The following is a 25,983-nucleotide window of genomic DNA, read 5'->3' as shown; positions in this document are numbered from 1 at the left end:
AAATTAAAAATTATTGTTTTACTCTTTGTAATATACTCGTTTCACCCGAGAAGATACTCCCGTCAAAATCTCGTACGGTATGGTACCGAGTTTATCGGCTATTTCCGTTACGGGAATATGTTTCCCGAATATTTCCACTTCCTCGCCCGCGAGAGCGTCCGTATCGGTAATATCTATCATGCATGTATCCATACAGATATTTCCGATGATCGGAGCTTTTTTCCCTTTCACGTATACTTCGCCGACCCGATTGCTCAGATGACGATTCAGTCCGTCTGCATATCCCACCGGGATAACGGCAATTCGCGAAGGACGGTCGGTATAGCTTTTACGTCCGTAGCCGATCGATTGACCCGTTGGAACTTCCCGAATGGAAGAGATATGCGTTTTAAATGTACTGACAGGCCTGAGGAGGGCATGATCGGAGCTGATTCCGTGTAAGCCTATTCCCAATCTGACCATGTCGAAATGATATTGCGGGAAACGCTCGATGCCGGCAGAATTTAAAATATGTCGCCAGATTTTATAATTGAAACGCCCCTGGATTGTGGTTGTCATATTTTCGAAGAGATGAATTTGGTTTAAGGTAAACTCATCGTGTATGCTTTCGTCGCTTCCGGCTAAATGGGAGAATAGAGAACGGATATATACGGTCCGGGGGCGGTTGAAAAAACGGAGTAATTCCGGCAGATCTTTTTCGTCAAATCCGGAACGGTTCATTCCCGTGTTGAGTTTTACGTGTACCGGAAAATGTTTTATTCCGTGTTTACCCAGGGCTTTTTCAAAATCTTCCAAAATATCGAGAGCGTAAATCTCCGGTTCTAATCCGAACGTGATCATATTGTCGAATGCTTCCCGTTCCGGATTCATTACGGCAATAGGGAGAGTGATACCTGCGGCCCGTAATTCTATGCCTTCATCCGCGAAAGCAACCATAAGGTAATCTACCCGGTGATATTGAAGGAGTGAAGCGATCTCTTTGGACCCGCTGCCGTATGAGAACGCTTTTACCATAACCGCTAATTTGGCAGACGTGAGAGAGCGGAAATAGTTCAGGTTATGGACCATCGCATCCAAGTCGACTTCCAGGATGGTGCCGTGCGACTGTTTTTGCAGGAAACCGGCAATGAATTCGAATTGGAAGCGCCGGGCTCCTTTGATCAATATGACTTGATTTTTAAAATTATTCCGGTTCTCCTGTTTTAAAAATTGCTCGGTATTTTCATAAAATCGGGAGTTGTCGACGGTAAAGTAGTGCTGATACTCTCTTAATTCTTTCCCGATGCCGATGAAACAGGATATTTTTGCTTGCTGTAACAGCATGGCAATACTCTTGTACAGCGTCTGTTTGTCTTCGCTTATATCCATAAAGTCGGATAGGATGACCACCCTCTCTTTGTGGGAATCCTGTATGGATAGACTATTCAGAGCCAATTGAAAGGAGGCGGGATCGGAATTGTAGTAATCGTTGATCAGGATGCAGTTGTTGATACCCTCCTTTATCTCCATACGCATGGCTATAGAGGAGAGATGTTTTACGAGCCGGGTGATGGAGCTTGGTTGTATGCCTTTGAGTAATAGTACGCAAACGGCATTCATCGTATTTTCGAAAGAAGCGGCGTCCGGAAACGGTATCGTGAGTAAGAACGAGATGTCTCCGTGTGTGATTCTTACTTGACGACTCTTTTCGTCGATATCCAATGTTTCGGTTTTTACGGTTGCTTCCGGGCTATCCCCCCAAAGAAAGAGCCGTACTCGGTCCGGGAGTTGTTTTTTTATGAATTTCAGTACTTCTCCGGCTTGCCCGACGAGAGTTTTGCAGGAGGTAAATAACTTGGCTTTTTCGGTTAGTTTTTCCTCTGTCGAGGTGAAATTTTCATCATGGGCCTCCCCGATATGAGTAAATAGGCCTATATCCGGGCGGATCATCTGTTCCAAGTGTTGCATCTCTCCTTTTTGAGAAATTCCTGCTTCGATCACAGCGATCTCGGTCTCCTCTTCTATACCTAACAAAGAGAGCGGTACGCCCACCTGTGAATTATAGCTTCGAGGGCTGCGATAAACCCGGTAATTTTCCATTAAAAGTTGAGAAAGCCATTCTTTTACAATGGTTTTGCCATTACTACCCGTAATTCCGATTATTTCGGCTTTCGATTGTTGACGGTAGTGGGCGGCTAATTGTTGCAATGCGGATAACACATGGTCTACCCGTATAAAATTGGCTTCGGTCAATCGGTCGAATTCGGACCTGTACTCATGGATAACGAAAGCCCGTACCCCGTTTTCATACAAAGAAAGAATATAATCATGCGCATCGTGATTTTGTCCTTTTAGAGCGAAAAAAAGGGTTTGGTCGGCATAAATGACAGAACGACTGTCGATACCGTATTCACTTATTGTTACGGGACATCCTTTTTTCAGGTCTCCGCGGATGACACGGGCGATTTCTTCGATTGAGTACATCATACGGCCATAATTAATATCTTTAATTCGCAAAAGTATAAATTAATCGGATATCTTTCCGTCGGGAACGTTATAAATAATTATATGCCGTTATCCTTTTCGCTTGTCATAGGAGGGGGGCAAACAGACGGGCAAGAGACTCTTTTATCTTGTCTTTCTTGGGTCTGAATTTCCATTGTTGTATGCTGATCTCGCCGCTACCTTTCAAGTCGTTTACAAAATCCGTAGCCAGCTTGCGGCTAACGTTCCGGTCGTAGATGATCATGTTCAATTCGAAATTCTGCTCAAAGCTGCGAATATCCATGTTGGCGGTCCCTACACTCGAAACGAGTCCGTCTATGATAATTAATTTGCTGTGATTGAATCCTTTGCGATACCTGAATACCCGTACGCCTGCCTCTAATAACTCTTCGACATATGAACGGGTACACCAATAGGTAAGCAGGGAGTCTGATTTATAAGGAATCATGATACGTACGTCCACACCGCTCATCGCTGCTGTTTTTAATGAATTGATGGTCGTTTCTCCCGGCATGAAGTAAGGCGTAGAGATAAACACGTATTTCTTCGCCATATTTATCAACGTGAAATAGGCTTGTTGAATGGACGTCCAGTCACTATCGGGGCCGGAGGAGACCGCTTGCATGATGACACTTCCTTCTGCTCCTTTGTTCGGAAGATAGGCCTCTTTGTTGAGTAAAAGTTCTTGCCGGACAAAATACCAGTCAATAAGAAATACGACCTGGAGTGAAGTCACCGCTTCACCTCGGACCTTCAGGTGCGTGTCGCGCCATATTCCGATGCCGGGCAGACCGTGTAAATACCGGTCGGCAAAATTCAGCCCTCCTAAAAAGCCGACCTCCCCGTCCACGACAACAATCTTTCTATGGTTTCGATAGTTTACCTTATTCGTAAACAGGGGAAACCTTACAGGGAGGAAAGGGTAGATCTGAATGCCGGCGGCCTGCATTTCACGGATGTAACTTTTAGGCAGTTTCCAGGAACCGACGTCATCGTATATGACTCTCACTTCCACTCCTTCCGTCGCTTTTTTGATCAAAACGTTTTTTAGCCGTTCGCCTAATTCTCCTTTTTCAATGATATAGTACTCCAAATGGATGTATTTTTTGGCTTTGGAAATAGCCAAGAAGATGGCTTTAAAGGTTTCTTCGCCGTTATTTAATATATCTACCGTATTATTACGAGAAAGCAAAGCCTTACTATTGTTCAGTAAAAGTGTCATGAGCCGTTTTACGGTTTCCATGTCTTCCCTTTTCAACAGTTCGGTCTTTTTTATACGTTGTTTTTGATCTTCACTCATGTATTGGAGCCACTTGAAGTCTCCCAGCCCTTTCATGGAGAACATTTTAATCCTACGGTAATTCATACCGAAATAGATGTAGAACAGCAGTCCGATACCCGGAATCAGACTGAGGACGAGCATCCATGCCAAAGTCCTGACTGGACTCCTGTTTTCCATGATGATGGTATACATTACGCCAATAACGGTAATGACATATAAAGTAATGATAATATAAAATACGATCGTCGTCCACGCCATGCTGCTACTCCTTGTCTTTTCAATTTTTTTGTTTTACGAATCACTTTCTCTTTCTGTATATTTTATGATTTTCAAATTTTCTCCCGTTCAATTTTGTTATCTTTGTCTTATGAATACGATCTTCGATTTACAACAGTACGCATTGCAAGTATTAAAAGATACTTATGACGAAAGGGAAATCCGTTCTCTTTGTTCTCTTATTTTTCAATATGCTTTGCATTATACAAATATAGAAATCCATCTGAGAAAACACGAACAATTAGATAAAAGCTTTATCAATAAATTTTTACAAATACTGGAAGAGCTGAAAACGGACCGACCGATTCAATATATTTTGGGTGAAACAGAGTTTATGGGGTTGTGTTTTAAATTAAATGAAAATACGTTAATTCCCCGTCCGGAAACAGAGGAAGTGGTTATGCGGGTGGTCAATTCCGGGATTTGTATGCCTGCCCGGCTTTTGGATATCGGGACGGGAAGCGGGTGTATTGCGATCGCTTTGGCGAAGCAGATGGAGGGATTGGAAGCGGAAGGTGTCGATATCTCTTTGGAGGCTGTCCGGCAGGCAAAAGAGAATGCTCGGATAAACGGGGTAACAGTGGATTTTTATGTACGGGATATTTTGCGTTGGAAAGAAGAGAATTGGCCTGTTTATGATGTGATCGTGAGCAATCCGCCCTATGTCCGTTTTTCGGAACGGCAATTTATGCATAATCGCGTATTGAATTATGAGCCGGAACGGGCTCTTTTTGTATCGGATGAAGATCCCTTGGTGTTTTACCGTACGATTGCCGATTTTGCTATGTCTCATTTGAAATCGGGAGGGGCTCTCTTTTTCGAGATAAATGAAGCATTGGGAAATGAAATGGTAAATTTATTGTCGGAAATGGCATACGAGGGGATAAAGATAGAACAGGATATACACGGTAAAGATAGAATCCTTTGGGCTAAAAAAAGGTAACTTAAATTCAGAAAATAACAGAATCGGTTTGTAACGAGGACAATGGATGTGAAAAAGGCTTTGCATATAATTGCGGCTCAATGCAGCAAGAAAGAGTATTGTAGTTTCGATGTTATCGTGAAGTTGCAACGTTGGGAGTTGACGGGAACGGATATCACGGAAGTTATGGCTTTTTTGGTAAAAAATCATTTTGTAGATGATGAACGTTATGCCCGGGCTTACGCGATGGATAAGTTTCGGTTTAACCGTTGGGGAAAACAGAAGATAGAACGTATGCTTCGACAAAAGCAGATAGAGGAACATATCGTTGCCGGGGCTTTGAACGGTCTACCCGACGAGGCTTATGATGAGGCGTGTATCTCTTTGCTGAAACAAAAGGCCCGAAGCTTGAAAGAGGAAGATCCCCGCAAACGTAAAGCCAAACTTTTCCGTTATGCCCTCGGTCGGGGGTTCTGTTACGAAGTCGTTTCCCGTTGCATTAAACAGCTTTGATTTAAATTTTACTTCATATTTTCCCGGCCGTAAAAATGGATGAGGATAGAATGAGGGAAGTTTGTCCGTCGAAAGAGTGATTTCAACTTATGTGCATCGGTATAATTCAGGTGAAAATACTCATCCTAAATTACTGACTTTTTCCAAGGCTTCCATATCGGTGATCTTTATTTGTTTGCCGTTCAGCTCCACGATACCTTCCGAGGCAAAATTCGATAGTGTGCGAATAGCGTTGGAAGTAGTCATGTTGGAGAGATTGGCGATATCTTCCCGGGAAAGGCAAACTTTTAACGTTTGACAGTCATCTTCGCATCCGTAAGTCTCTTTCAATACCAGTAGGGATTCGGCCAACCGTCCCCGGATATGTTTTTGCGTCAGGGTAACGGTCCGGCGGTTGGAAAAACCGAGGTCGGTGGCTAAAGCGCGGATCACGTTCATGGCTACATCGGAGTTACTTCGGACGATGCCGAAAATCAATTCGGTTTTCATGATACACACGATGGAATCTTCTATGGCCTCGGCGGATGCTATATGGTTTTCTTCGGCAAAAAAAGCGCGATAGCCGATGAAACCGACGGGCTTGGCCATACGTACGATCTGATCCCTCCCCGATACACCTTTTTTGATGATTTTAGCTTTTCCGGTGATCAAACAAATCAGACCGAAAGGTTTATTTCCTTCCTCGTATATCAGATCTCCTTTTTTATAACTTTTACAGATACTGGTTTGCCGGATAATGCTCTTGCTGCTTTCATCCAAATCGGCAAAGAGAGAATTAGGGCTATCGATACAAATATTGCAATATTTTTCGTGTAATTCCTTGTCTTTGATTGTTCTCATAGGTTGGGTCGGTTATTTACGTTAGTTTGGCAGTGAGAGGCATACGGCGTCCGTTTCCGAAAGCTTTTTTGCTGACTTTTAAAATGGGAGGACATTGTGCCCTTTTGTAATCGTTCCGGTTTACCATCGTGATTGTTTTTTCTACGATCTCCGGGGCAAATCCTTGAGCAATGATCTCCTGTTCGGACAGGTTCTCTTCTATGTATAACTTTAATACGGCATCCAATACGGGATAGTCGGGAAGAGAGTCCTGGTCTTTTTGCCCGGGGCGGAGTTCTGCCGAAGGCGGTTTTAGTAGGGTGTTTTCCGGAATAATTTCCCGTTCCCGATTGATGAACCGGGCTAATTGGAATACCTCCGTCTTGTATACGTCTCCCAGAACGGATAAAGATCCGCATAGATCTCCGTATAAAGTTCCGTAGCCTACTGCCGCTTCGCTTTTGTTAGATGTGTTCAATAAGATGTTTCCGAATTTATTCGACATGGCCATGACCAGGGAGCCTCTGACACGTGCCTGAAGGTTTTCTTCCGCCACGTTGAAGGGTAAATCCCGGAACACGGGCTCTAAAGTGTTTAAAAAGGAGTCGTATATCTCTTTTATGGGTAGAATTTCGTGAGGTATATGCAAATTTTTCGCCAAGTCGATGGCGTCTTTCACGGAATGATCCGTGGAGTAGTGGGAGGGCATTAATATTCCCTTTACATTTTCACTCCCGATAGCTTCTGCGGCCAAGGCGGCGACGACAGCGGAATCGATACCGCCGGAAAGACCTAAGATGGCTTTGGTGAAATTATTTTTTTTGAAATAATCTTTTATTCCTAAGATTAAAGCATCGTGAATCAATTGTATTTTTTCCGGAAATTTCTCTTGGAGAGGCTTACTCTTGGCCAGTTGAAAAGTATCGACCAGCAGAAAATCCTCTTCGAAAGCGTTTAATCGGTGTGTTAGGATACCCTGTGCGTTAAATACCAACGTATTGCCGTCAAAGATAAGGGAAGTGTTCGCACCGACGTGGTTTAAAGAGATGACGGGGGCCTTTTGCTTTTTGGCCATGGAAGCAAAAACCTCTTTCCGGTAGGCGCAACTTTCGGTCGTGAAAGGTGTCGCACCCACGTGGATGATGAGCGAGTCCGTCTTTTGGATACTTTCTGCTTCGTATTCGTCAAAAATGACCCGGATATTCTGATCTTTATAACGGATGGCTGTATTTTCTTCCCCCGCAATGAAATAGCGACTCTCGTCGAATACGTCGTAATCGCTAAGGATGGTTTTGTTGGCTCCTCCCCGAACTTCCTTATTGTACATGAAAAAGATAGCGTTGTACAGAATACCGTCTTCTATATCGAGATTGGGACATCCTACTAAAGCGGCTATGGAATCGCAGGCCTCGGCGATTTTCTCGATACTGATCCGGCAAGCGTTTACAAAATACTCTTTTTCGAACAGATCCTGAGGATAAGCCCCGCATACGGCGTGTTCCGGGAATACGACAAGATCTGCTTTCATCGACTTCGCTTTTTTGATAGCCTTTATTATAAGCTCCTGATTTTTCTGTATATCACCGATGTGGTAATCGATCTGGGGTATTGCTATTTTCATAATTCCTTCATTGTACTGCCGGGCAGCACGATCTGTTTTAAGTTTATAAAATCAATCTTTTCCGTTACGAGGATTAAGATTTTTAGCTGTCTTTTCCGTTATACCTGTCACAGGTAATTTTTTTTTGTTTATGACGGATGAATTTTGTTTTCCTGAGGCAAATTTACGAATTTTGGGCTGAAATAACGATAGAAATTTGTATAAGTTTATGATGATAGAAAAAAAAGAGATCCGGAAACAGATCAAGGAGATAAAGAGCCGTTATGCGTTGGATGAGAAGAAGAAGATGTCCCGTTCCATTTGGGATCAGTTGGAGAAAGACCCCTCGTTTGAACAAGCCGAGGTCGTCTTGCTGTATTGGTCTATGGATGATGAGGTGTATACGCACGATTTTGTTTGTAAATGGGCGGATAAGAAGGTTATTTTGTTGCCTTGCGTGAAAGGGGATATTTTGGAGTTACGAATGTTTAAAGGGGTGGATTCTCTTGCTCCCGGAGAAAGTTTCGGAATATTGGAGCCACAAGGTGAGTTATATACGGATTACTCTTCTATCGATCTGATCGTTGTGCCCGGGGTAGCCTTTGATGCACAAGGGAATCGGTTGGGCCGCGGCCGCGGATATTACGATCGAATACTGAAGGAGACGCACGTAGCTAAAAAAATAGGGGTATGCTTCAATTTCCAATTTCTGAAGCGTGTTCCGGTAGACGAATTGGACGTGAGAATGGATAAAGTAATCCATGAGGCATAAAAAAACCGTCCTTAAAGACGGTTTTTGAATCTTTTTTTATGATGATTAAGCTTCTTTCGGAGCTCCAACAGGGCATACTCCTGCACATGCTCCACAAGAGATACACTCGTCAGCATTGATTTGATAGTGATCATCACCCATAGAGATTGCTCCAACAGGGCACTCTGATTCACATGCTCCACAAGAAATACAATCATCAGATATTACGTAAGCCATTTCTATAAATTTTTTTGTTAATAATGCCGCAAAATTAGAATCTATAATTGAAACAAAAAATTTTTTGCTTATAAAAAGACCAAAATCATTGAATTTAGATTTGTTCTATTCTTTATTTTGGGATTTTTACAATGATTCTATATTCACGTGATCTCGGATTTATGAAGTTGTAATGAGTTTATAGCGTGTTGATTGGTAGTATAAATATAAACGATTCAGCTATTCGGCTCTTTCGGGATATTCTTTCGCCTGATGATGGCGGATACAGACTCGGTACGATAAAATGCGTTTTGAACGAGGTCAGGCAATCCGAGTTATGATTGTGCGTTATATATTTTCACGGTATAAGGAAAAAGGATTTGTATTTTGTCATTATTTCTTTAACTTTGCGGCAAAATTTTGAGAACGGGGGTTTTAAAATCGTGCAATGGGAATACGGATATGGTCTATAACCCCGAGGCTTTAATTCGCATTTGAGTAGCACATATGAATATAGATTATGCAAGTATTTGAATTAAAAGGAGACGTAAGAAGTGATTTAGGGAAAAAGGCGACAAAAGCTTTGAGAGCCGAAGAAAAAGTTCCATGCGTGCTTTACGGTGGGGAGGCTAACGTACATTTTGCCGTTGCGGAACGTGATTTAAGAAAGTTATTGTATACTCCTAACGTATACCTTGTAAAATTGACGCTTGATGGAAAGTCTTACGATGCAGTAATGAGAGAGATTCAATTCCATCCTGTAACCGATCGGGTGTTGCATATTGACTTCTATCAAACGGCGGATGATAAACCGGTTGTGATTGAAGTTCCGGTGAGAACGGAAGGTTTTGCCGAGGGTGTGCAAGCCGGAGGTAAATTGGTTTTGGTCAGTCGTAAGTTGAAAGTAAAATCTCTTCCGAAAGATATGCCTGACGAGCTCGTTTTGAATGTAGAGAAGTTGGGGGTAGGTAAATCCATTAAAGTGAAGGATTTGGATTTTCCGCATATTGAAATCGTGAATGCGAAGAGCGTGGTTGTTGCTCAGGTTAAGTTAACAAGAGCTGCAAGAGCCGCACAATCTGAAGCTAAATAAGTTGTAAGAAGACAAGATGAAATATCTTATTGTGGGATTGGGAAACATAGGTCCCGAGTACCAGAATACACGACATAATATAGGATTTAAAGTATTGGACGCTTTTGCTAAGGCGTCCAATGCTGTTTTTGAAGATAAGCGTTACGGGGCCGTAACCACGGTAAAAGTAAAGGGGAGAACCTTGATTTTACTGAAGCCGAATACTTATATGAACCTGAGCGGAAAAGCCGTGGCTTATTGGTTGCAGAAAGAGAGAATCGAATTGTCGGATGTGCTCGTTATCGTGGATGATCTGGCATTGCCCTTTGGTACGATTCGATTGAGGGGGCAGGGAAGCGATGGAGGTCATAACGGTTTAAAAAGTATTAACGAATTATTGGGTACTCAGGCGTATGCCCGTTTGCGCTTCGGGATAGGCAACGATTTTGCTCGCGGAGGACAAGTCGATTACGTGTTGGGGCATTGGACTCCGGAGCAGGAAGAGAAAATGCCCCGGATGCTGGAACATTGCGGAGAGATCATTAAAAATTTCATTTTCGTGGGGCTTGGAAAAACGATGAGTCAGTTTAATAATTGTAAATTCTGAAATCGGATGATTAGATGATTGGTGATTGAGGGATTGAAATTGAATAACCTAATCATTGAATCACGAAATTCTTCTAATTTACAATGAGCGATTCTGTGATTGGAGAGAGTTACGATTTTCGATTTTAGAGAGTTTGAACGGAGTTTGGATCAAAAGTTATCGGATATGGACGAGAAGGTAAGGATAGATAAATGGCTTTGGGCCGTACGAATTTTTAAAACTCGTTCTCAGGCAGCCGAGGCATGTGGGAAGGGACACGTTTCAATCGGGGAGGTGCATGTGAAGGCTTCTCGGGAAGTGAAGGTCGGAGAGGTCGTGAAAGTGAGAATTCCTCCGATAGAGAGGGAGTATGTCGTTAAACAGGTTACGGATAAACGTATGTCCGCCCAATTGGCTGTTGATTTTGTAGAAGAGATTACGCCTCAGGAGAGATTGGATATATTGAAAGGGACACATATGATGTTTGAGCACCGGGATCGGGGTACGGGACGTCCGACCAAACGGGACCGGCGTTTAATAGATAAATTGAAAGGTGACGTTTAAAATTTGATTTATGTTGATTGCACGCGAAAAGAGAAAAAGTAACCTTGCGGAGTATATCCTTTACATGTGGCAGCTGGAGGATATGTTGAGGGCATTGCATTTGGATATGACTTTGGTGGATCAACATATCGTTAGTGGTTTTCAAGTAGATGAATCGACTCGTAAAGAGATGCTGGACTGGTATGATAATTTGGTCGAGATGATGAAGAAGGAAGAGGTGACCCGGGAAGGGCATTTGCAAGTCATTAAAAATATGGTAAGTGAATTGACAGAGATGCATTATCATCTTTTACACCAAACTCATGATGTCCGTTACCGGCATATTTTTATGGCAGCGGCAAATAATTTATTGGATTATCGCCGTAAATCCGATTTATCCGAGGAGGTTTCCGACGTGGAATTGGCTCTGCATGCTCTTTATGGAAATTTGCTCCTTAAATTACAAAAGAAGGAGATACACGCTCAAACGACGGCGGCGATGGAATCTTTCAGCCGTATGCTGGCCTATTTGTCTGCCGTATACAAACGTATGGAAGAAGAGAACGAGCGAGAATGACTGATAATTAAATAATATTTCTAACTTTGAAATCGGGCAGATCCGTCTGTCGGCAGAGTATGGATGATGGGAGGACGGAGAATAAAGGTTTGTCAAATCTAAATTATTTATTATGAAAAAAGCGGTGTTTATAGCTATTCTGATCTTTGTAGGCATAGCGTGTCGGGCGGAAAATCGTTCCAGAACATTTAAAAAGAACTTTCCTGCCTCAGCCGTGAAGGAATTGAGAGTATGGAATCGTTTCGGGAACATCGATGTCCGTCAGGAAGGTAACGAATTCGAGATCGAAGCCGTTATTGCAATGGAAGGAAAATCGGGGGCAAAGTTAGATGAATTATTAAAGTATATATACATACAGGTGCAGGAAGAGGGGGAAGTTTTGGATGTTAAGACCGTTTTTGGAAAAGATATGAGTATGCTACAAAGGGTATCGTCGGTAATTGTAAATGTGGATTACCACATTAAGGTGCCGGTAGGGAAGAATGTTAAATTAGAGGTGGAAGATGGTAATATCCTTTTGGGAGATTTTGTCGGAAATTTGAGCGTAGGAAGTGTTTCTGGAAATTTTAAGGCTCATTCCGTAAAGGAGGGGGTTTTTATGGTTAATTTCTCTAAAGGAGATTTCGAAATTGAGGAGTTGACACAGCTGAAAGGAGAGTTCAAATCGGCTAAAGTAAAAATCGGAGGGGGAAAAGAGGTAAAATTAAATTGTACTTCGACGACATTGCAATTGATGGAAGCCGATCATTTGAACTTGAAAACCTCGGGTGGTACCTGCTTTTTGGGAATGATCGATTGTTTAACGGCAGAATCTTTTTACACCAAATACGAGATTCAAGATATCGGAGATTCTTTGCAGATGAAAACCCGATGGGGTGAAGTTAATATTCGGAATATTCATTTCTCTTTTGCCGCCGTAGAGATCAAAAGTTCTTCGACGAAGTTAGGGTTGACGTTTGGTGAAGGAGCAGGTTATGATTTAAGTTTGAAATATAATCGGGGAGTAAAAGTTGATTTACCCGAATCCTTTCAATTGGAAACGCAGCCTGTGACCGAGAAAAATATAATTTGGAGAAAAGGAGCGGTCGGGGATAAAAAATACGATAGTAAGGTAGTTCTGGAGTTATCGGGAGGAAATCTATTTATACAGTAATGAGGATCCGTGTGCAGGCAAATGAAGGTGTAAAGATGTATCAGACACATATTTTTGAGAATGGATTGAGACTTATTCATTATGAAGTTCCGAATAAAGCGGCTTATTGCGGGTTGATCATAAATGCCGGAAGTCGTGACGAGCGAGAAGAGGAGTTGGGGGTAGCTCATTTTATAGAACATGTTATCTTTAAAGGAACGGAAAAGCGGAAGGCTTATCATATCTTAAGTCGTTTAGAAGATGTAGGTGGTGAATTGAATGCTTATACCACGAAAGAGGACACCTGTATTTATGCCACTTTTATGCCGAAAGATTACGAGCGGACATTGGAGTTGTTTGCGGATATTGTTTTCCATTCCGTGTTTCCCGAAAAGGAGCTTGAGAAAGAGAAAGATGTCGTGCTGGATGAAATTAATTCCTATAAGGATAGTCCCGGGGAGTTGATCTTTGATGATTTCGAGGAATTGATCTATAAAGGGTATCCTATCGGTCGAAATATTTTGGGTGATGAGGCTGCCGTGCTGCGTATTGATCGGAAAATGATCCTTGATTTCGTGAAGCGAAACTACAATCCCGAGCGGATGGTTATTACTTCAGTGGGAGATATGCCGTTCGAAAAGATCGTTCGTTTGGTTGAAAAATATTTTGCCGTTTACCCGAGAGGATCGGGGATTTTAAGACGGACTAAACCGGAGATCTATTTGCCCCGTTTCGTGAAAGAAGAGAGGGATACTTATCAGAGTCATTGTATTATCGGAAATGTCGCCTACGACCAAACACAGGAAAAACGGGTGGTTTTATCGTTGCTTGTTAATCTTTTGGGTGGACCTGGAATGAACTCCCGATTGAACCTGAACATCAGGGAGCGTTATGGTTTGGCTTATAATATAGAAGCTTCCTATACTCCCTATTCGGATACAGGGGCTTGTATGGTTTATTTCGGTTGTGATAAAGAGAATGCAGCCTGGTGTTTGGATTTATGCCGGAAGGAGATGCGCTTGCTCTATGAAGAGAGGTTAGGTCCTGTACAATTGAAGAGAGCCAAGGCTCAGATGATAGGGCAGATTACCATCTCCTCGGAGAACTATGAGAACCTGATGCTTTCTATCGGAAAAAGTTTTTTAATATACGATAGAGTGGATAGTCTGGAAGACGTTTATGCCCAGATAGAGAGTATTACGCCGGAAATGTTGATGGAGGTGGCGCAAGAGATTTTTGATTTGGAAAAACAGTCTATTTTGTTATATAAATGATATGTTGGAAATGAATGCGGAATTGGAACGGTACATTTTGTCCCATAGCGAACCGGAGGATCCTTTGCTATCGGAGTTGACTCGTTCAACCTTTCTGCATGTACTGCGTCCCAGAATGCTGTCCGGAAATCTGCAAGGACAATTTTTAAAGATGATTTGCCGGATGACGGGAGCCCGGAGGATATTGGAGATAGGAACCTATACCGGGTATTCGGCTATCGCTATGGCTTCGGGTTTGTCGGAGGAGGGGTGTTTGCATACCATTGATATCAATGATGAGTTGGAAGATTTTACCAGAGAATACATAGAAAAGAGCGGTCTGGCTCATCGGATCGTTTTTCACGTGGGGGATGCCCGGAAGGTAATTCCAACGATAGATGAAGTTTTTGACTTGGTATTTATCGATGCTGACAAGCGGGAATATTCCGATTACTATCGTTTGGTATTTGATCGGGTGCGTCCCGGAGGAGTTATTATTGCCGATGATGTGTTGTGGGACGGGAAAGTGCTGGAACCTGTAGGAAATCCTGATGCCCAAACGAAAGGGATATTGGATTTTAATGCTCTCGTGCAGTCGGATGCACGTGTGGAGAATATTTTACTGCCCATTCGTCACGGACTGATGTTGATCCGGAAAAAATAAATATCTTTGTTCTGAAAACCGATAAGATGGTAAGCTTATTCTCAAATTTTCATGAAATATGAAACAATATTTAGAATTATTAGATAGGATATTACAAAAAGGGGTTGAAAAAACGGACCGTACCGGTACGGGAACGATTAGCGTTTTCGGCCATCAGATGCGTTTTGACCTGTCAGCCGGTTTTCCGTTGCTGACCACTAAAAAATTGCATTTAAAATCCATCATATATGAATTATTATGGTTTCTTCGAGGCGATACGAATGTGAAATATTTGCAGGAACATGGCGTACGGATATGGAATGAGTGGGCGGATGAGAACGGGGACTTGGGACATATATACGGTTATCAATGGCGTTCTTGGCCTCGTCCTGACGGTACTCATCTGGATCAGATTTCACAGGTAGTAGAAGATATAAAACATACTCCAGACTCTCGTCGGTTAATCGTGAGTGCATGGAATTCCGGGGATATTGAGAACATGGCGTTGGCTCCTTGCCATGCCCTTTTTCAGTTTTACGTGGCCAATGGAAAATTATCCTGTCAGCTGTATCAGCGGAGTGCCGATTCTTTTTTGGGTGTTCCTTTTAATATCGCATCTTATGCTCTTTTGACCATGATGATGGCTCAGGTGTGCGATTTACGGCCGGGAGAATTTGTACACACTTTGGGAGATGCCCATATCTATTTGAATCATATCGATCAGGTGAAATTGCAGTTGTCCCGGGAACCGAGGGACTTGCCTGAGATGGTAATTAATCCTGCCATAAAATCCATATTCGATTTCCGGTATGAGGATTTTGAACTGCGGAATTATAACCCGCATTCGCATATAAAAGGAGAAATCGCGGTCTGATGAATTTTAAATCGTAGATTTAAAATTGTAAATTATAGCAATGGATTTAATTTATAATTTTCAATCTGCATGTTAATCTACAATTAATTATGGTTTTGTCAATAATAGTAGCAGCAGCAGAAAATAGTGTTATCGGTAGGGATAACGGGTTAATATGGCATTTGTCGGGAGATCTGAAGCATTTCAAGGCAATCACCACGGGACATACGGTAGTGATGGGAAGAAAGACTTTTCAATCTATGGGACGGGCTTTGCCTAACCGTAGGAATATCGTTATTTCCCGTAATCCGTCATTTGTTGCGAAAGGATGTGAATTGGTCGATTCCATTGAAAAAGCATTGGAGCTGGCAAAGGATGAGGAGGAAGTTTTTATTATCGGTGGCGGTACGATATACCGGGAGTTATGGGATCAGGCCGATCGTCTCTATCTGACGGTCGTTCACACGGTGTGCGACGGGGATACGAAGATCCCTTCCGTGGACCCTGGATGTTGGGAAAAAGAAGGTCAGGAAGATTTTCCGGCGGATGAAAAGAATGAGTTTGCCTATTCGTTTATCAATTATCGAAGCAAGAAAAAGTAGAATGATTTATCGGATTAACCCCAAGTATAAAGAGTTTGAGTCGTTTATCTTAGCTATTCCCCAACGTTTCGAACGAGAAGGTGAAGTGTTGGAGGCGGATCGGAATGTGATAAAAGTGCTGGAGATAAACGGTCTCCGGTTAAATGTCAAATCTTATAAGAAGCCGAATTGGGTGAATCGCTTTGCTTATGCTTATATTCGGAAGAGCAAGGCCGAACGTTCTTTCATTTATGCCAATAAATTGGTAGAGAAGGGTATTGGAACGCCGGATCCCGTAGCCTATATTCTATATAAAAACGCCTGGGGGGTTACTCGCAGTTATTATATCTCTTTACAAGTGGATTTTGATTATGAATTCAGGGATTTGAAGAAAAAACATCCGGTCGATAGGGAACGGATATTGAGGGAGTTTACCCGGTTTACCTATCGGCTTCATCAAAATTCGATCTATTTTTTGGATCATTCGCCAGGTAATACATTGATAAAGAGGGAGGGAGATGCTTATTGTTTTTATCTGATCGATTTGAACCGGATGCAATTTAAATCGATTTCTCCTTTGGCCGGATTAAGAAATTTTTACCGTTTGAATGCAGACGATGAAATGATTGACATTATGGCCGATGAGTATGCGCGGCTAACGGGGGGAGATTGCAGGGAGATGTCCGTTTTGTTGAAAAAGTGGACTCATGAACATGATGCCAACGTATTGAGACGCAAACAAAAAAAAATAGCCCGACGTCGACGGTAGCTTACTTTTTCCGTATTTTTCCAAATTTTTTTATACTCGTGTATTTACGCCATAGGTTAAGCTTCCGGTGTGAAGGGACACCGTGCCGTGCAATGTAATCTCTGGCGGCATCAAGCATGCGATGAGCTACTTTACCATCCAGGTAAGGATCGTAATTTTCAATGATCCATTTTCGCTTGTTGATGCATTCTTCGTCGCGTTGAACTCTTTCAAAAGCGTCGGAAAGTTCTTCCGCTTGTTGTATATCTTGCCAGTAGATGTCTTTGGCAATGGTTTTATAGGTGATTACCGGTTTATCCAGCAAAAGAAATTCGTATACGGTCGAAGAGGTGTCGCTGATCATAACGTCGGCCATCAATTGGTATTTGGTAATATTGTGATCCTCTATCCAGAGTATATTTTCGTGTTGTTCGGAGAGTGCTTTGTATTCTTCCATCCACTCCGGCCGGGTAAGGGGATGGAATTTTAAGATCAGTAAAATATCTTTTTCTTTCGCTATTTTAACCAATCCCTCTTTGATGAAAGGAAGGGAGGTCAGGGAGGGTGAGAATGTGGGAGCGTACAGGAGAAGTTTACTTTTACGGTATTTTTCCAATAGTTCTTTTTTCTCGTTATCAAAAGTATGCAGGTTCGCGTATATCCAGTCTTGGCGGGGCCAGCCTGTTTCGACTACTTCGAAATCTTTATATTTTTTGGCCAAAGCCTTGAACCCTCGGGTAAAGAAGGGCCCTTGGGTAAAATAAGTGTCAAAATAGCGACGGATCACCCAATGATCTTTTTTTTCTGCGGCATAACCGTGAAATATTTGTATTTTTACCCCTGGCAGGTAATAGGGAACAATGTTACACGGAACGAAAATGACTTCCGGTGAGAAATCGTAGACTTTCTGTATGCTATTGGTCCATCGGGTATCGTTTCGTAAAGGAAAATCAGGAATATTTTTTTGATGAACATACCATAGTAATTCATGTCCGCCCTCCTGTTCGGCTTCCTCTTCAATCGGTTGCAAAATGTTGATGGCGTATTTCTGCTCACAAAATAGTACGATTCTCATTATAATAGGTGTTGGGGTATTTGTTTTACTGCATGCTGAAAATCTTCTACCGTATCCAGTTCCATGGAAAAATAATCGCTGGTGTCGACGGGATAGAAATAATGTCCTTTGGGAATCAACCTTTCAAAAGCCCGTTCATAAAAAATGTTATCCAGTTTTTCTACCGTAATCATTTGAGATAGCTCGTGGTAAAGAGCCGTAAGATAGGAGTTGGAGATTTTCTCTATCCCGATGGATTCTCCGATTGCTTTCTCGATAGAACAGGTTTTGCTGATCTCTATGATTTGATCCTTCTCGTTGGTAATCACTTTAATCTCTTCTTCTCCAAGATGATGAGCGTTTAAAGCCAGGCAATTCTCGTGAGGGGATTCCTGCAATAGCCGGATCATTTCTGGGTCATAGAGGATGTCGCTATCGAGTAATAGAAATTCGTTCTCGCGAAGAACTGCCGGCAAGGCTAACCATAAGGAATAGATGTTGTTGGTACTCGCGTATCTCTCGTTGTAAATGAATCGAACCGATAAGTTCGGATAGGTCGTTTTTACAAATGCCTCGATCAACTCTTTTAAATAACCGGTGACAATGATAATTTCATCTACCTGATGCAAAAGTAATCCGTCGATAGCCCGTTCCAACAGACAGCGATCACCGATCTTCAATAAGCATTTGGGTTTATCGTCTGTAAGCGGACGTAAGCGGGAAGCTATACCGGCAGCAAGAATGACAGCTTTCATAAAAATGAATTTACGGTTTGAAATTCTTTGCTACTTCTTTTATCGTATCGATAACCAAACGGTTTTGTTTTTGGGTCCCGAGGGTAATCCGCATGTGAGTATTGATGTTTTCCTCGTTCATAAATTTCACGATCAGCCCTTTTTCTTTTAATGCTTTCTGAAGTTCGGATTTCATGGCGATCGGATATTTTACGAGGATGAAATTGGCATCGGATCGGTACACTTTGAAACCATCCAATACTCCTAACTCTTTTCTGTAGGTTACTCGATCTTCTGCCATTAAGTCCGCTATGCGTTGATAGTAATCACTGGCTTTAAATACGGCAATTCCGATCTCTTCGGAGATTCGGTTGTAACCTAAATATTTGGTACTGTAATTCAGGAACGGAGTCAGGTTACTACCCATGAAGGCAAAACCTAATCGCAGTCCGGGCAGTCCGTAAAATTTGGAAAGTGTTCTGACGATTAAGAGGTTGGGGTATTTTTCTATTAAAGGTTTGATGTAACTGGTATCTTTATTAGCGAATGAAGCGTAAGCTTCGTCGATAACAACGACCGTATCCTTATCGATAAAAGATAGTATCCTATCCAACTCGCTTTCCGATAGGGAGTTCCCGGTCGGATTATTCGGGGATGCAATTAAGATCATTTCCGGTTTTTCCTGTTCGGTGATTTTTTGCATTCCTTCGATATCGTATTTAAAGGTATCGCCCTCTTCGTATAGAGGATAGAATATGGTACGTCCGTTTACTTCGTCAGCAATAGACTTATAATACCACCAGGAAAATTTGGGTATGAGTAATGTTTTAGTTTTGGGACCTCCTGCTAAAAAACAATGTACCACTTGTTTTAAAATGTCTTCTCCGCCGTATCCTAAAATGACTTGTTTCTCGGGAACACCGTAGAGTGTGGAGATATAATCCGATAATATACTTTTTTTCCCTTCATCGTAAATACGGGTGTAAAAACATAATTTATTGGGATCGAAATTCTTTAGTACTTCTCCGATTTCAGGTGCAGGACCGTAGTTGTATTCATTGCGGTCGAGGTAAGTTATCTTATTTTCCATGGTTATTTTATATGGTTTCCAAAACATTCAAATAAATAGTTGCTTTAAAATGAAAAAAGCGTTTATTAATGATATGCAAAACTACATGAAATAATTTAATACGCCAAAATAACCGCTCTCTTTCGGCATAGAGAATGCGTAACCGAAACGGGGGTGTATTTGGCATAAATAATAAATGTTAACATTCAGGTGTGCCCGTATTATGGAATGAAATTATAATTTTGTTATCTAATGTATAATCTGTCAGATTCGTAGTGTAGATGTCGTTTACAGAATGGAGTTATAGGATTTTTGATGAGGCAACACATGCTTATCATCTTGTAGGTGAGGTTGAAGCGAAAGTAGTCAACCCGTACGATGAAAAGAATATTGCTTATCATTTGTATGTAAAAAATTGGACGGATGCGATACAATGGCATCTGGAAGATATTATTCGGGATCCGGATATTGTTCCGGAGGAAGCGTTGAGAATAAAACGTCGGATAGATGTGTTGAATCAGATTCGTACGGATATTGTTGAAAAAATCGATGATTGGTTTTTAGCGAAATATAAAGACGTAAAGACCGGACCGGATGCTGTGTTGAATACGGAAAGTCCCGCGTGGGCATTGGATCGTCTCTCTATTTTGGCTCTTAAAATTTATCACATGGAACAGGAAGTGGAGAGAAGAGATGTATCTTCTGTCCATGTAGAGAGATGTAGGTTTAAATTGGATGTGTTAAAGTGCCAGCGTCAGGATTTGATTGTGGCGATTGACCAATTATTGGCGGATATCGAATCGGGTAGAAAATATATGAAGGTTTACAGGCAGATGAAGATGTATAACGATCCGATGCTGAATCCCGTATTGTATAAAAAGATGGAGGTGGATGATTAAAAAGGTTTTAATTATTCGTTTTCGTCGGATTGGAGATGCCGTATTGTCAACCGTGCTTTGCAGTACTATTCGTAAAAACTTTCCGGAGGCGGAGGTGCATTATCTCTTGCATGATCCGATAAATACCTTATTCGAGTATCATCCCGATATTGATAAAGTGATCTCTTTTCCGGCGAAGGATAGTGTCGGGAGTTATTTAAAACGTGTTTGGCGATTGATGCGGAAAGAGAAGTACGATGCGATTATAGATACCCGTACCACTTTTACTTCTTTGTGTTTCTCCTGGTTTTCTTTTAAAACAAAATACCGTATCGGGACTCGGAAGAGTTATTCTTTCATCGGTCATAATTACCGGATCGCCAATCAAAAAGACGATACTTTAGATGAGGTCTCGCGAAATTTGTTATTGTTGAAGCCGTTGGAACAGTTAAGACCGTTGGAATACGTGTCTGATTTTCGACTATGCATTACTTCGGAAGAGAACCGGGATTTTCATTCTTTTATGGAGCGGGAAGGAATTGATTTTTCCAAGCCGGTAATTGTATGTACTCCTTTTACCCGGGTAAAAGGAAAAGCATGGAGTATGGAGAGAATGAAAAAAGTGTTGAGACTGATCATTGAAACTTATGACGCCCAATTGATATTCAATTACAACGAGCGGGAAAAGGAGGCTGCTTTTCGGCTCTTTCGGGAGATGGGAGAAGACGAGCACCTTTTTATTCATATTGAAGCCGATTCCATAAGAAAGTTGGGTGCCATGTGTTTGCAGGCAGACTTCTTTTTTGGTAATGAGGGCGGACCCCGGCATATCGCTCAGGCCTTGAACATTCCTGGCTTTGCTATTTATCCGCCTTGGGTGGATAAGACGAAATGGTTGCCTAATCCGAGTGAACGTTACCAGGGAATTAGTCCCCGGGATGTAATTCCTCCGGACAATTGGCAGAGCCTGACGGACAGAGAACGTTTCGAGCGGATTACCGTCAAGGAGGTGTGGGCGAGATTACGGCCTATGCTCGATAAATTTTTGGCTTCGAAATCCGGTATTACTTAATAAATCCTTTTCTGCTTATTCTAACGGTAAGCCCGATGTTATTTTTGAATACTTTTCCAAAATCTCCGTAGATACCCGTGTCGATATTTACGGGCAAATGCCGTAAGGGCAATCTGGCTTCCAATCCGAAAGAGAATTGACGGTGAGAACCCTCGAATTTTTTTGAATAAGTTCCGTAGTTGATGGAATAGGATAGCATAGCCTTGTAAGGAACTTCCCGGAAAGCCTTTCCTTTTATTCCTATATAGTGAGCTATAATCCGGTTATTGTATATTCCTAAACCTCCTTTTGCCATGTCGGATAACATAAAGGGGGAACCGATGGTGCGTTGATACAGGGTCCAACCGCTCCGGTATTCGCCGTTATTGAAATAATCGTCGCAGCCTCCTAATATTTTTTTACCGTACGTGGGGCTGTTCGGATCTTGATGCTCCATCTCTTCTGGTGTCGCTGGCCGGTCGTGACGGGAACCGGATTGGTATTTGGTATAATAGAATTCATACGTAATATCGCTGATCCATTGCTCTTTATTTTTGGCTCCGTAATAGAAATTATAAGTTCCGTCCGGAAAAGAACGAAAATCGGTGCCCGATCCGTCTTCAAACGGGATGTCGTGATAGAACGTCAGGGTGTAATTGTCTCCTATGTAATTGATGCGTAAATGTTCTCTTCCCAGGTGATTTCCCAAAGCGTTGATCATATCGCTTTGGCTGGCATCCGAGCCTCCTTCCTTGGCGGCGACGATTCGCAAATAATCTTTGAACGAAGAGGGTTGTTTCCCGTATACCGGAGATTTTCCTCCCCATTGAGCCCAATGTTCCAGACCCATGATAAGTTCGATCCGTCGGTGAATCGTGAATTTTACAAATAGGGACTTGTTGTGCAAACGGGTATCTTTTACATAGCGGTCATCGATCATCTGATAATCGGCCCAATTGAATTTAAAGGCAAAAAAATCCCCAACGGAGATGTAGTCGCTGCTAAGGTTATAACCCGGCATGGTCCTGGAATTGCCGGAACGGACGAAATTACCGTTGGTGGAAGAAGTTCCGTTATACTCTTCTTCCGGGTGGATCATTCCCAGGTCCAACCGAAATTTTTTCCATTTGGCACTAACGTAAAGTTGGTCGATCAATAGGTTGTTTTCTGCCTGGGAGAGATGGGCCGCCCCGGAAAAACCATAAGCGAATTGTATTTTATGTTTATGGTTGAAATCCGAGAAAATGCCGGCTTCCAACAAGCCGCCTTTGCCGTTGGGAATAAGACCGTGACGGTTGGAGATCATCCAAAAAGGTAATTCGTTTTCCGACGAGATAAAACCGGTAAGGGAGGTCTTATATTCCATACTTCTTTTTTGAGCACACATGACACCCGGAAGTAAAAATATCCCTAATAAGATAATTACTATTTTCATTTAACAAGTTCAATTATACACAATACAACACACAAAGGTATTTAAAAATCGATATAATCTTTGTGATCTGTGTTATTTCTTGTCAAAAGAAGTTTTTCTATTACCGGGATATCTTCTTTATAGGTTAGTTTGATGTTGGAAGGTTCTCCTTCCACTATCTTAATCGGAACGTCGGGAAAATAGCGACGTATCACGCTACAATCGTCGGTACAGGTGAATTGGGGATCGTTTTGTGCCAATTGGTATGCTTTTTTTAGAATGGTTGAATGAAATCCTTGGGGAGTTTGAACGTGGAACAAAGTCTGACGTCGGGGTATGGCAGCGATAAACCGCCCGGTCGAATCGCTCTGTATGATGGTGTCAGTTGCCGGTACGGCCGTAGTACACGCTTCATGGGTATTGAGGTTTTCGACAATACGATGAATGATGGAATGAGAGACTAACAAGCGAACGGCGTCATGAATGATAAAGAGCACGTTTTCGTCGGTGTAGGAACTTAAGGCTGCCAGAGTGGAGTGATAGCGTTCCCTGCCGCCCGGTACGATTTTTTTTACCTTGTGAAACTTTTCCGCATCTACGATATGCTGGGCTTGCGTGATAAAATCTTTGTGAATAACGATGATGATTTCGTCTATATCGGGATGTGTTTGAAAGACGGAAAGCGTGTGTGCCAATACGCTCTTTCCGGCGATTTCTAAAAATTGTTTCGGAATATCATTCCCCAGTCTTAATCCGGAACCTCCGGCCAATATGACGCCAATGCGTTTCATGATAAATCTTTGTGTTTATAAGTTTGTGGTAGGTTGATCCGTCAGTATGAATTCCAATTCACCTCCGCGAAGGATTTCTTCGTGTGTGATCCAGGGACGTTTTAAAGGATCTCCGTTCAATAATATCTTTTTTACATATATGTATTGATCGTTTTCTTTATTGGCCTTGATAATAAAACGTCTGTCTTGGCCCAGTTTTAAAATAACCTTTTTAAATAAAGGTGTGCCTAATCGATATTTGCCGTCGCAGGGATTTACCGGATAAAAGCCGATGGCTGAGAAAACATACCAGGTAGATAATTGACCGTAATTGTCGTTTCCCGGCAGTCCTTCTGGAGTATCGGAGTAAAGTTTTCTGATTTGGCTGACGTGGTATTGTGTCTTTGTCGGGACTCCGGCATAACTGAACAGATAGGGTGTGTGCTGTAACGGACCGTAAGCCTGTTCGTAATACAGGGTACTGTCTATTGAGGCATATAGACTGTCTAACCTGGAGATAAAAAACTGTTTTCCTCCTTGAATATTAATGAGCCGTTCGATTTCGTGAGGAATAAACCACGTGTTTTTCCGAGAGTCGTCGGTTTGTTTGAACCGGCACTGTTTGTCTTTTTCTTCAACCCACCCCGTTGCCGTGTCGAATAGTTGTTCGTAATTTCGGGAGGATTGTATAAAAAAGAGGTAATCGTCCTCTTTGTTTAATGCTTTTGCCATTTGTGCGGCACACCAGTTGTCATAGGCGTGGGTCAGACTTTTCAAAACGGAATGTTCCGTCAGCTCGCCGGGAATAAAGTGGTACCGACGTAACGCGTTGATTTCCGGTGACGGATTGGTTAACGTGGCTTTGATGGCTTCGTAGGCTTTTTCTATGTCGAAATTGCGGATTCCCTTCAGGTAGCTTCCCGTGATAACGGATATGGCCGGATTGCCGATAGCTCGTTGCGGGATGATCCCGCGGGGAAGAATGCCGGTTTGATCGTAATGGATCAGTAAAGATTGAATGATTTCGTTTGCCTTTTCCCGCTGGGTAATGGTTAATAGCGGGTATTGAGTCCAGCAAGTATATTGTAACGGAGCTAATTTATATTGAATCCCTTTCCCTACGGAGTGTACTTCTCCGTCTACTCCCGTGTAATTTCCGTGTACGTCAGAGTAGACGGATGGGGTTAAATAAGCGTGATATAAGGCTGTATAAAATATTTTAGCCGTTTCGGAACTATCCGTTTTTATTCTTATTCTGGAAAGCGTTCTTCTCCATTGTTGCTTGGCGTCTCTCTTTACTTTATCGAAACTCCAGTGGGGTATTTCTTTATTCAAATTTGCAATAGCCCCGTCGCTATTGGCGGAAGAGATACTGATTTTAGCGATGATTTTATTGGTGATTTGTCCGAAGTCTATCCAGGCGTAACTTTGGGGGAGGGTAATCCTTTTCCCGTTGGCAAGAGGCCGTAGCGAATCGTTGCCGGCCCACACGTTTACATCTTGTGAAAATTGAATGAAAAAGTAGATGCGCCTGGTCTGGTTGTCCTTTATGTATTTCCGGTATCCCTGAATACTTCTGTTGTCTACTTTTTTAATGGATGTTTCTTGTGAGCCTTCTTCTTCATGGGGAGTTATCATGTCCAACACCAATCCGTAATTGGCAGCCGTTGGAAACTGGTAATATTGTATGCCGCACCGTTCTGTAACGGAAGATTCCGTTTTAATCCCGTTTTTAAACGTGACACTATAATAGCCGGGTTCTGCCTGTTCGTCCCGATGAGAGAAACCTGCATAACAGGAGCGAATGAAATGCATGGCATTTTCTCCCGAATGTGGCTTTTGGACCGTGGGGAGGATCTTTATACCGGGGTGTTTTTCCATTGTCAGGTTTCCCGGATGAATAAAAGAAAACGCGGATATAACGGAATCCTTATACGTGTATCCTGGTTCTCCGGAAGTATTGACGGTGTTCGGACCGAGTTGTATCATTCCAAAAGGGTAGGCTGCGCCGGGAAAACAACCTCCTTGTCCGTTTGTGCCGATAAAAGGGTTAACGAGATCGGTTATGGGCATCTCGCGCTCTCTGGTACAGCTGGTACTGATTAGTAAGTATAGGAAAGAGAGCAATAGAAGATTTGTTTTCATAGTTTCGGTTTTACGAT

26 protein-coding genes are annotated in these 25,983 nt (G+C 42.3%); 15 read left to right on the top strand and 11 right to left on the bottom strand.

The features are described from left to right. Positions 1–18: 18 nt before the first annotated feature. Positions 19–2,466, bottom strand: coding sequence for a bifunctional UDP-N-acetylmuramoyl-tripeptide:D-alanyl-D-alanine ligase/alanine racemase (locus tag BN3283_RS08770; protein WP_070807468.1), 2,448 nt, complete (start codon positions 2,464–2,466; stop codon positions 19–21). A gap of 103 nt (positions 2,467–2,569) precedes the next feature. Then, on the bottom strand, positions 2,570–4,024 hold the full coding sequence (gene cls, locus BN3283_RS08765) for a cardiolipin synthase (RefSeq protein ID WP_059026409.1): 1,455 nt from the start codon (positions 4,022–4,024) through the stop codon (positions 2,570–2,572). Positions 4,025–4,133: 109 nt separating this feature from the next. Between cls and prmC the strand changes: the two genes are divergently transcribed. Then, positions 4,134–4,985 (top strand): peptide chain release factor N(5)-glutamine methyltransferase, encoded by an 852-nt coding sequence (gene prmC, locus BN3283_RS08760; protein ID WP_059027221.1) that lies wholly within the window; start codon positions 4,134–4,136, stop codon positions 4,983–4,985. A 42-nt stretch (positions 4,986–5,027) separates the two neighbouring features. Next, complete coding sequence (locus tag BN3283_RS08755) at positions 5,028–5,477, top strand: regulatory protein RecX (RefSeq protein ID WP_059026408.1); 450 nt, start codon at positions 5,028–5,030, stop codon at positions 5,475–5,477. 120 nt (positions 5,478–5,597) lie between these two features. Here BN3283_RS08755 and BN3283_RS08750 read toward each other — a convergent pair whose 3' ends face one another. Together BN3283_RS08750 and BN3283_RS08745 are read right to left on the bottom strand one after the other, a co-directional pair. Continuing rightward, complete coding sequence (locus BN3283_RS08750; RefSeq protein WP_059026407.1) at positions 5,598–6,317, bottom strand: Crp/Fnr family transcriptional regulator; 720 nt, start codon at positions 6,315–6,317, stop codon at positions 5,598–5,600. Positions 6,318–6,333: 16 nt separating this feature from the next. Further along, positions 6,334–7,917, bottom strand: coding sequence for an NAD+ synthase (locus BN3283_RS08745; RefSeq protein WP_059026406.1), 1,584 nt, complete (start codon positions 7,915–7,917; stop codon positions 6,334–6,336). A 208-nt stretch (positions 7,918–8,125) separates the two neighbouring features. Here BN3283_RS08745 and BN3283_RS08740 point away from each other — a divergent pair, with 208 nt between their 5' ends. Further along, positions 8,126–8,668, top strand: a complete 543-nt coding sequence (locus BN3283_RS08740) for a 5-formyltetrahydrofolate cyclo-ligase (protein WP_041504247.1) — start codon at positions 8,126–8,128, stop codon at positions 8,666–8,668. 45 nt (positions 8,669–8,713) lie between these two features. Here BN3283_RS08740 and fdxA read toward each other — a convergent pair whose 3' ends face one another. After that, positions 8,714–8,884 carry a 4Fe-4S ferredoxin gene (gene fdxA / locus BN3283_RS08735; RefSeq protein ID WP_071595998.1) on the bottom strand — a complete coding sequence of 57 codons (171 nt, stop codon included), beginning with the start codon at positions 8,882–8,884 and terminating at the stop codon, positions 8,714–8,716. Between the two features lie 499 nt (positions 8,885–9,383). Here fdxA and BN3283_RS08730 point away from each other — a divergent pair, with 499 nt between their 5' ends. From BN3283_RS08730 to BN3283_RS08685, 10 genes are all read left to right on the top strand, one after another. After that, positions 9,384–9,956, top strand: coding sequence for a 50S ribosomal protein L25/general stress protein Ctc (locus tag BN3283_RS08730; protein ID WP_041504249.1), 573 nt, complete (start codon positions 9,384–9,386; stop codon positions 9,954–9,956). 16 nt (positions 9,957–9,972) lie between these two features. Then, positions 9,973–10,542 (top strand): aminoacyl-tRNA hydrolase, encoded by a 570-nt coding sequence (pth, locus tag BN3283_RS08725; RefSeq protein ID WP_041504250.1) that lies wholly within the window; start codon positions 9,973–9,975, stop codon positions 10,540–10,542. A gap of 165 nt (positions 10,543–10,707) precedes the next feature. Then, positions 10,708–11,085, top strand: a complete 378-nt coding sequence (locus BN3283_RS08720) for an RNA-binding S4 domain-containing protein (protein WP_041504451.1) — start codon at positions 10,708–10,710, stop codon at positions 11,083–11,085. A gap of 10 nt (positions 11,086–11,095) precedes the next feature. After that, positions 11,096–11,641, top strand: a complete 546-nt coding sequence (locus tag BN3283_RS08715; RefSeq protein ID WP_059026405.1) for a DUF4924 family protein — start codon at positions 11,096–11,098, stop codon at positions 11,639–11,641. A gap of 112 nt (positions 11,642–11,753) precedes the next feature. Next, positions 11,754–12,794, top strand: coding sequence for a DUF4097 family beta strand repeat-containing protein (locus BN3283_RS08710; protein WP_059026404.1), 1,041 nt, complete (start codon positions 11,754–11,756; stop codon positions 12,792–12,794). A 35-nt stretch (positions 12,795–12,829) separates the two neighbouring features. Continuing rightward, the gene (locus BN3283_RS08705) at positions 12,830–14,047 is read left to right on the top strand and encodes a M16 family metallopeptidase (protein WP_041504452.1); all 1,218 of its coding nucleotides are present in this window, start codon (positions 12,830–12,832) and stop codon (positions 14,045–14,047) included. 1 nt (position 14,048) lies between these two features. After that, on the top strand, positions 14,049–14,690 hold the full coding sequence (locus BN3283_RS08700; protein WP_041504253.1) for an O-methyltransferase: 642 nt from the start codon (positions 14,049–14,051) through the stop codon (positions 14,688–14,690). A gap of 58 nt (positions 14,691–14,748) precedes the next feature. Continuing rightward, the gene (locus tag BN3283_RS08695; protein ID WP_059026403.1) at positions 14,749–15,543 is read left to right on the top strand and encodes a thymidylate synthase; all 795 of its coding nucleotides are present in this window, start codon (positions 14,749–14,751) and stop codon (positions 15,541–15,543) included. 89 nt (positions 15,544–15,632) lie between these two features. Next, positions 15,633–16,124, top strand: a complete 492-nt coding sequence (locus tag BN3283_RS08690) for a dihydrofolate reductase (RefSeq protein WP_041504255.1) — start codon at positions 15,633–15,635, stop codon at positions 16,122–16,124. A 1-nt stretch (position 16,125) separates the two neighbouring features. Continuing rightward, positions 16,126–16,872 carry a lipopolysaccharide kinase InaA family protein gene (locus tag BN3283_RS08685; RefSeq protein WP_059026402.1) on the top strand — a complete coding sequence of 249 codons (747 nt, stop codon included), beginning with the start codon at positions 16,126–16,128 and terminating at the stop codon, positions 16,870–16,872. A 1-nt stretch (position 16,873) separates the two neighbouring features. Here BN3283_RS08685 and BN3283_RS08680 read toward each other — a convergent pair whose 3' ends face one another. Genes BN3283_RS08680 through BN3283_RS08670 form a run of 3 tightly spaced genes read right to left on the bottom strand, consistent with a single transcriptional unit; the run spans position 16,874 to position 19,729 of the window. Then, complete coding sequence (locus BN3283_RS08680; RefSeq protein WP_041504257.1) at positions 16,874–17,926, bottom strand: CDP-glycerol glycerophosphotransferase family protein; 1,053 nt, start codon at positions 17,924–17,926, stop codon at positions 16,874–16,876. After that, positions 17,926–18,660, bottom strand: coding sequence for a phosphocholine cytidylyltransferase family protein (locus tag BN3283_RS08675; protein ID WP_059026401.1), 735 nt, complete (start codon positions 18,658–18,660; stop codon positions 17,926–17,928). The genes BN3283_RS08680 and BN3283_RS08675 overlap by 1 nt, the downstream gene beginning before the upstream one ends. A 10-nt stretch (positions 18,661–18,670) precedes the next feature. Continuing rightward, entirely contained in the window at positions 18,671–19,729 is a 1,059-nt protein-coding gene (locus BN3283_RS08670; RefSeq protein ID WP_041504453.1) for a pyridoxal phosphate-dependent aminotransferase, read from the bottom strand. A gap of 260 nt (positions 19,730–19,989) precedes the next feature. On the opposite strand from BN3283_RS08670, the gene BN3283_RS08665 reads away from it, so the two are divergent. Together BN3283_RS08665 and BN3283_RS08660 are read left to right on the top strand one after the other, a co-directional pair. Then, positions 19,990–20,607: a DUF4254 domain-containing protein gene (locus BN3283_RS08665; protein ID WP_059026400.1), complete on the top strand. Its 618-nt coding sequence runs from the start codon at positions 19,990–19,992 to the stop codon at positions 20,605–20,607. Then, positions 20,600–21,658 (top strand): glycosyltransferase family 9 protein, encoded by a 1,059-nt coding sequence (locus BN3283_RS08660; protein WP_041504260.1) that lies wholly within the window; start codon positions 20,600–20,602, stop codon positions 21,656–21,658. Before BN3283_RS08665 ends, BN3283_RS08660 begins: the two co-directional genes overlap by 8 nt. Here the strand turns inward: BN3283_RS08660 and BN3283_RS08655 are convergent. Genes BN3283_RS08655 through BN3283_RS08645 form a run of 3 tightly spaced genes read right to left on the bottom strand, consistent with a single transcriptional unit; the run spans position 21,651 to position 25,966 of the window. After that, positions 21,651–23,072 (bottom strand): capsule assembly Wzi family protein, encoded by a 1,422-nt coding sequence (locus tag BN3283_RS08655; RefSeq protein ID WP_286137614.1) that lies wholly within the window; start codon positions 23,070–23,072, stop codon positions 21,651–21,653. The genes BN3283_RS08660 and BN3283_RS08655 overlap by 8 nt on opposite strands. Positions 23,073–23,113: 41 nt before the next feature. Continuing rightward, the gene (gene ispD / locus BN3283_RS08650) at positions 23,114–23,842 is read right to left on the bottom strand and encodes a 2-C-methyl-D-erythritol 4-phosphate cytidylyltransferase (protein ID WP_052634808.1); all 729 of its coding nucleotides are present in this window, start codon (positions 23,840–23,842) and stop codon (positions 23,114–23,116) included. A gap of 15 nt (positions 23,843–23,857) precedes the next feature. Next, a complete protein-coding gene (locus BN3283_RS08645; protein WP_041504262.1) occupies positions 23,858–25,966 on the bottom strand; it encodes a GH92 family glycosyl hydrolase in 2,109 nt (702 codons plus the stop codon). Positions 25,967–25,983 lie beyond the last annotated feature (17 nt).

This window comes from Gabonibacter massiliensis (assembly GCA_001487125.1).
Taxonomy (GTDB): domain Bacteria; phylum Bacteroidota; class Bacteroidia; order Bacteroidales; family Marinifilaceae; genus Gabonibacter; species Gabonibacter massiliensis.
The sequence above is the reverse complement of the archived record's forward strand: the minus strand, read 5'-3'. Positions and strand labels throughout refer to the sequence as shown.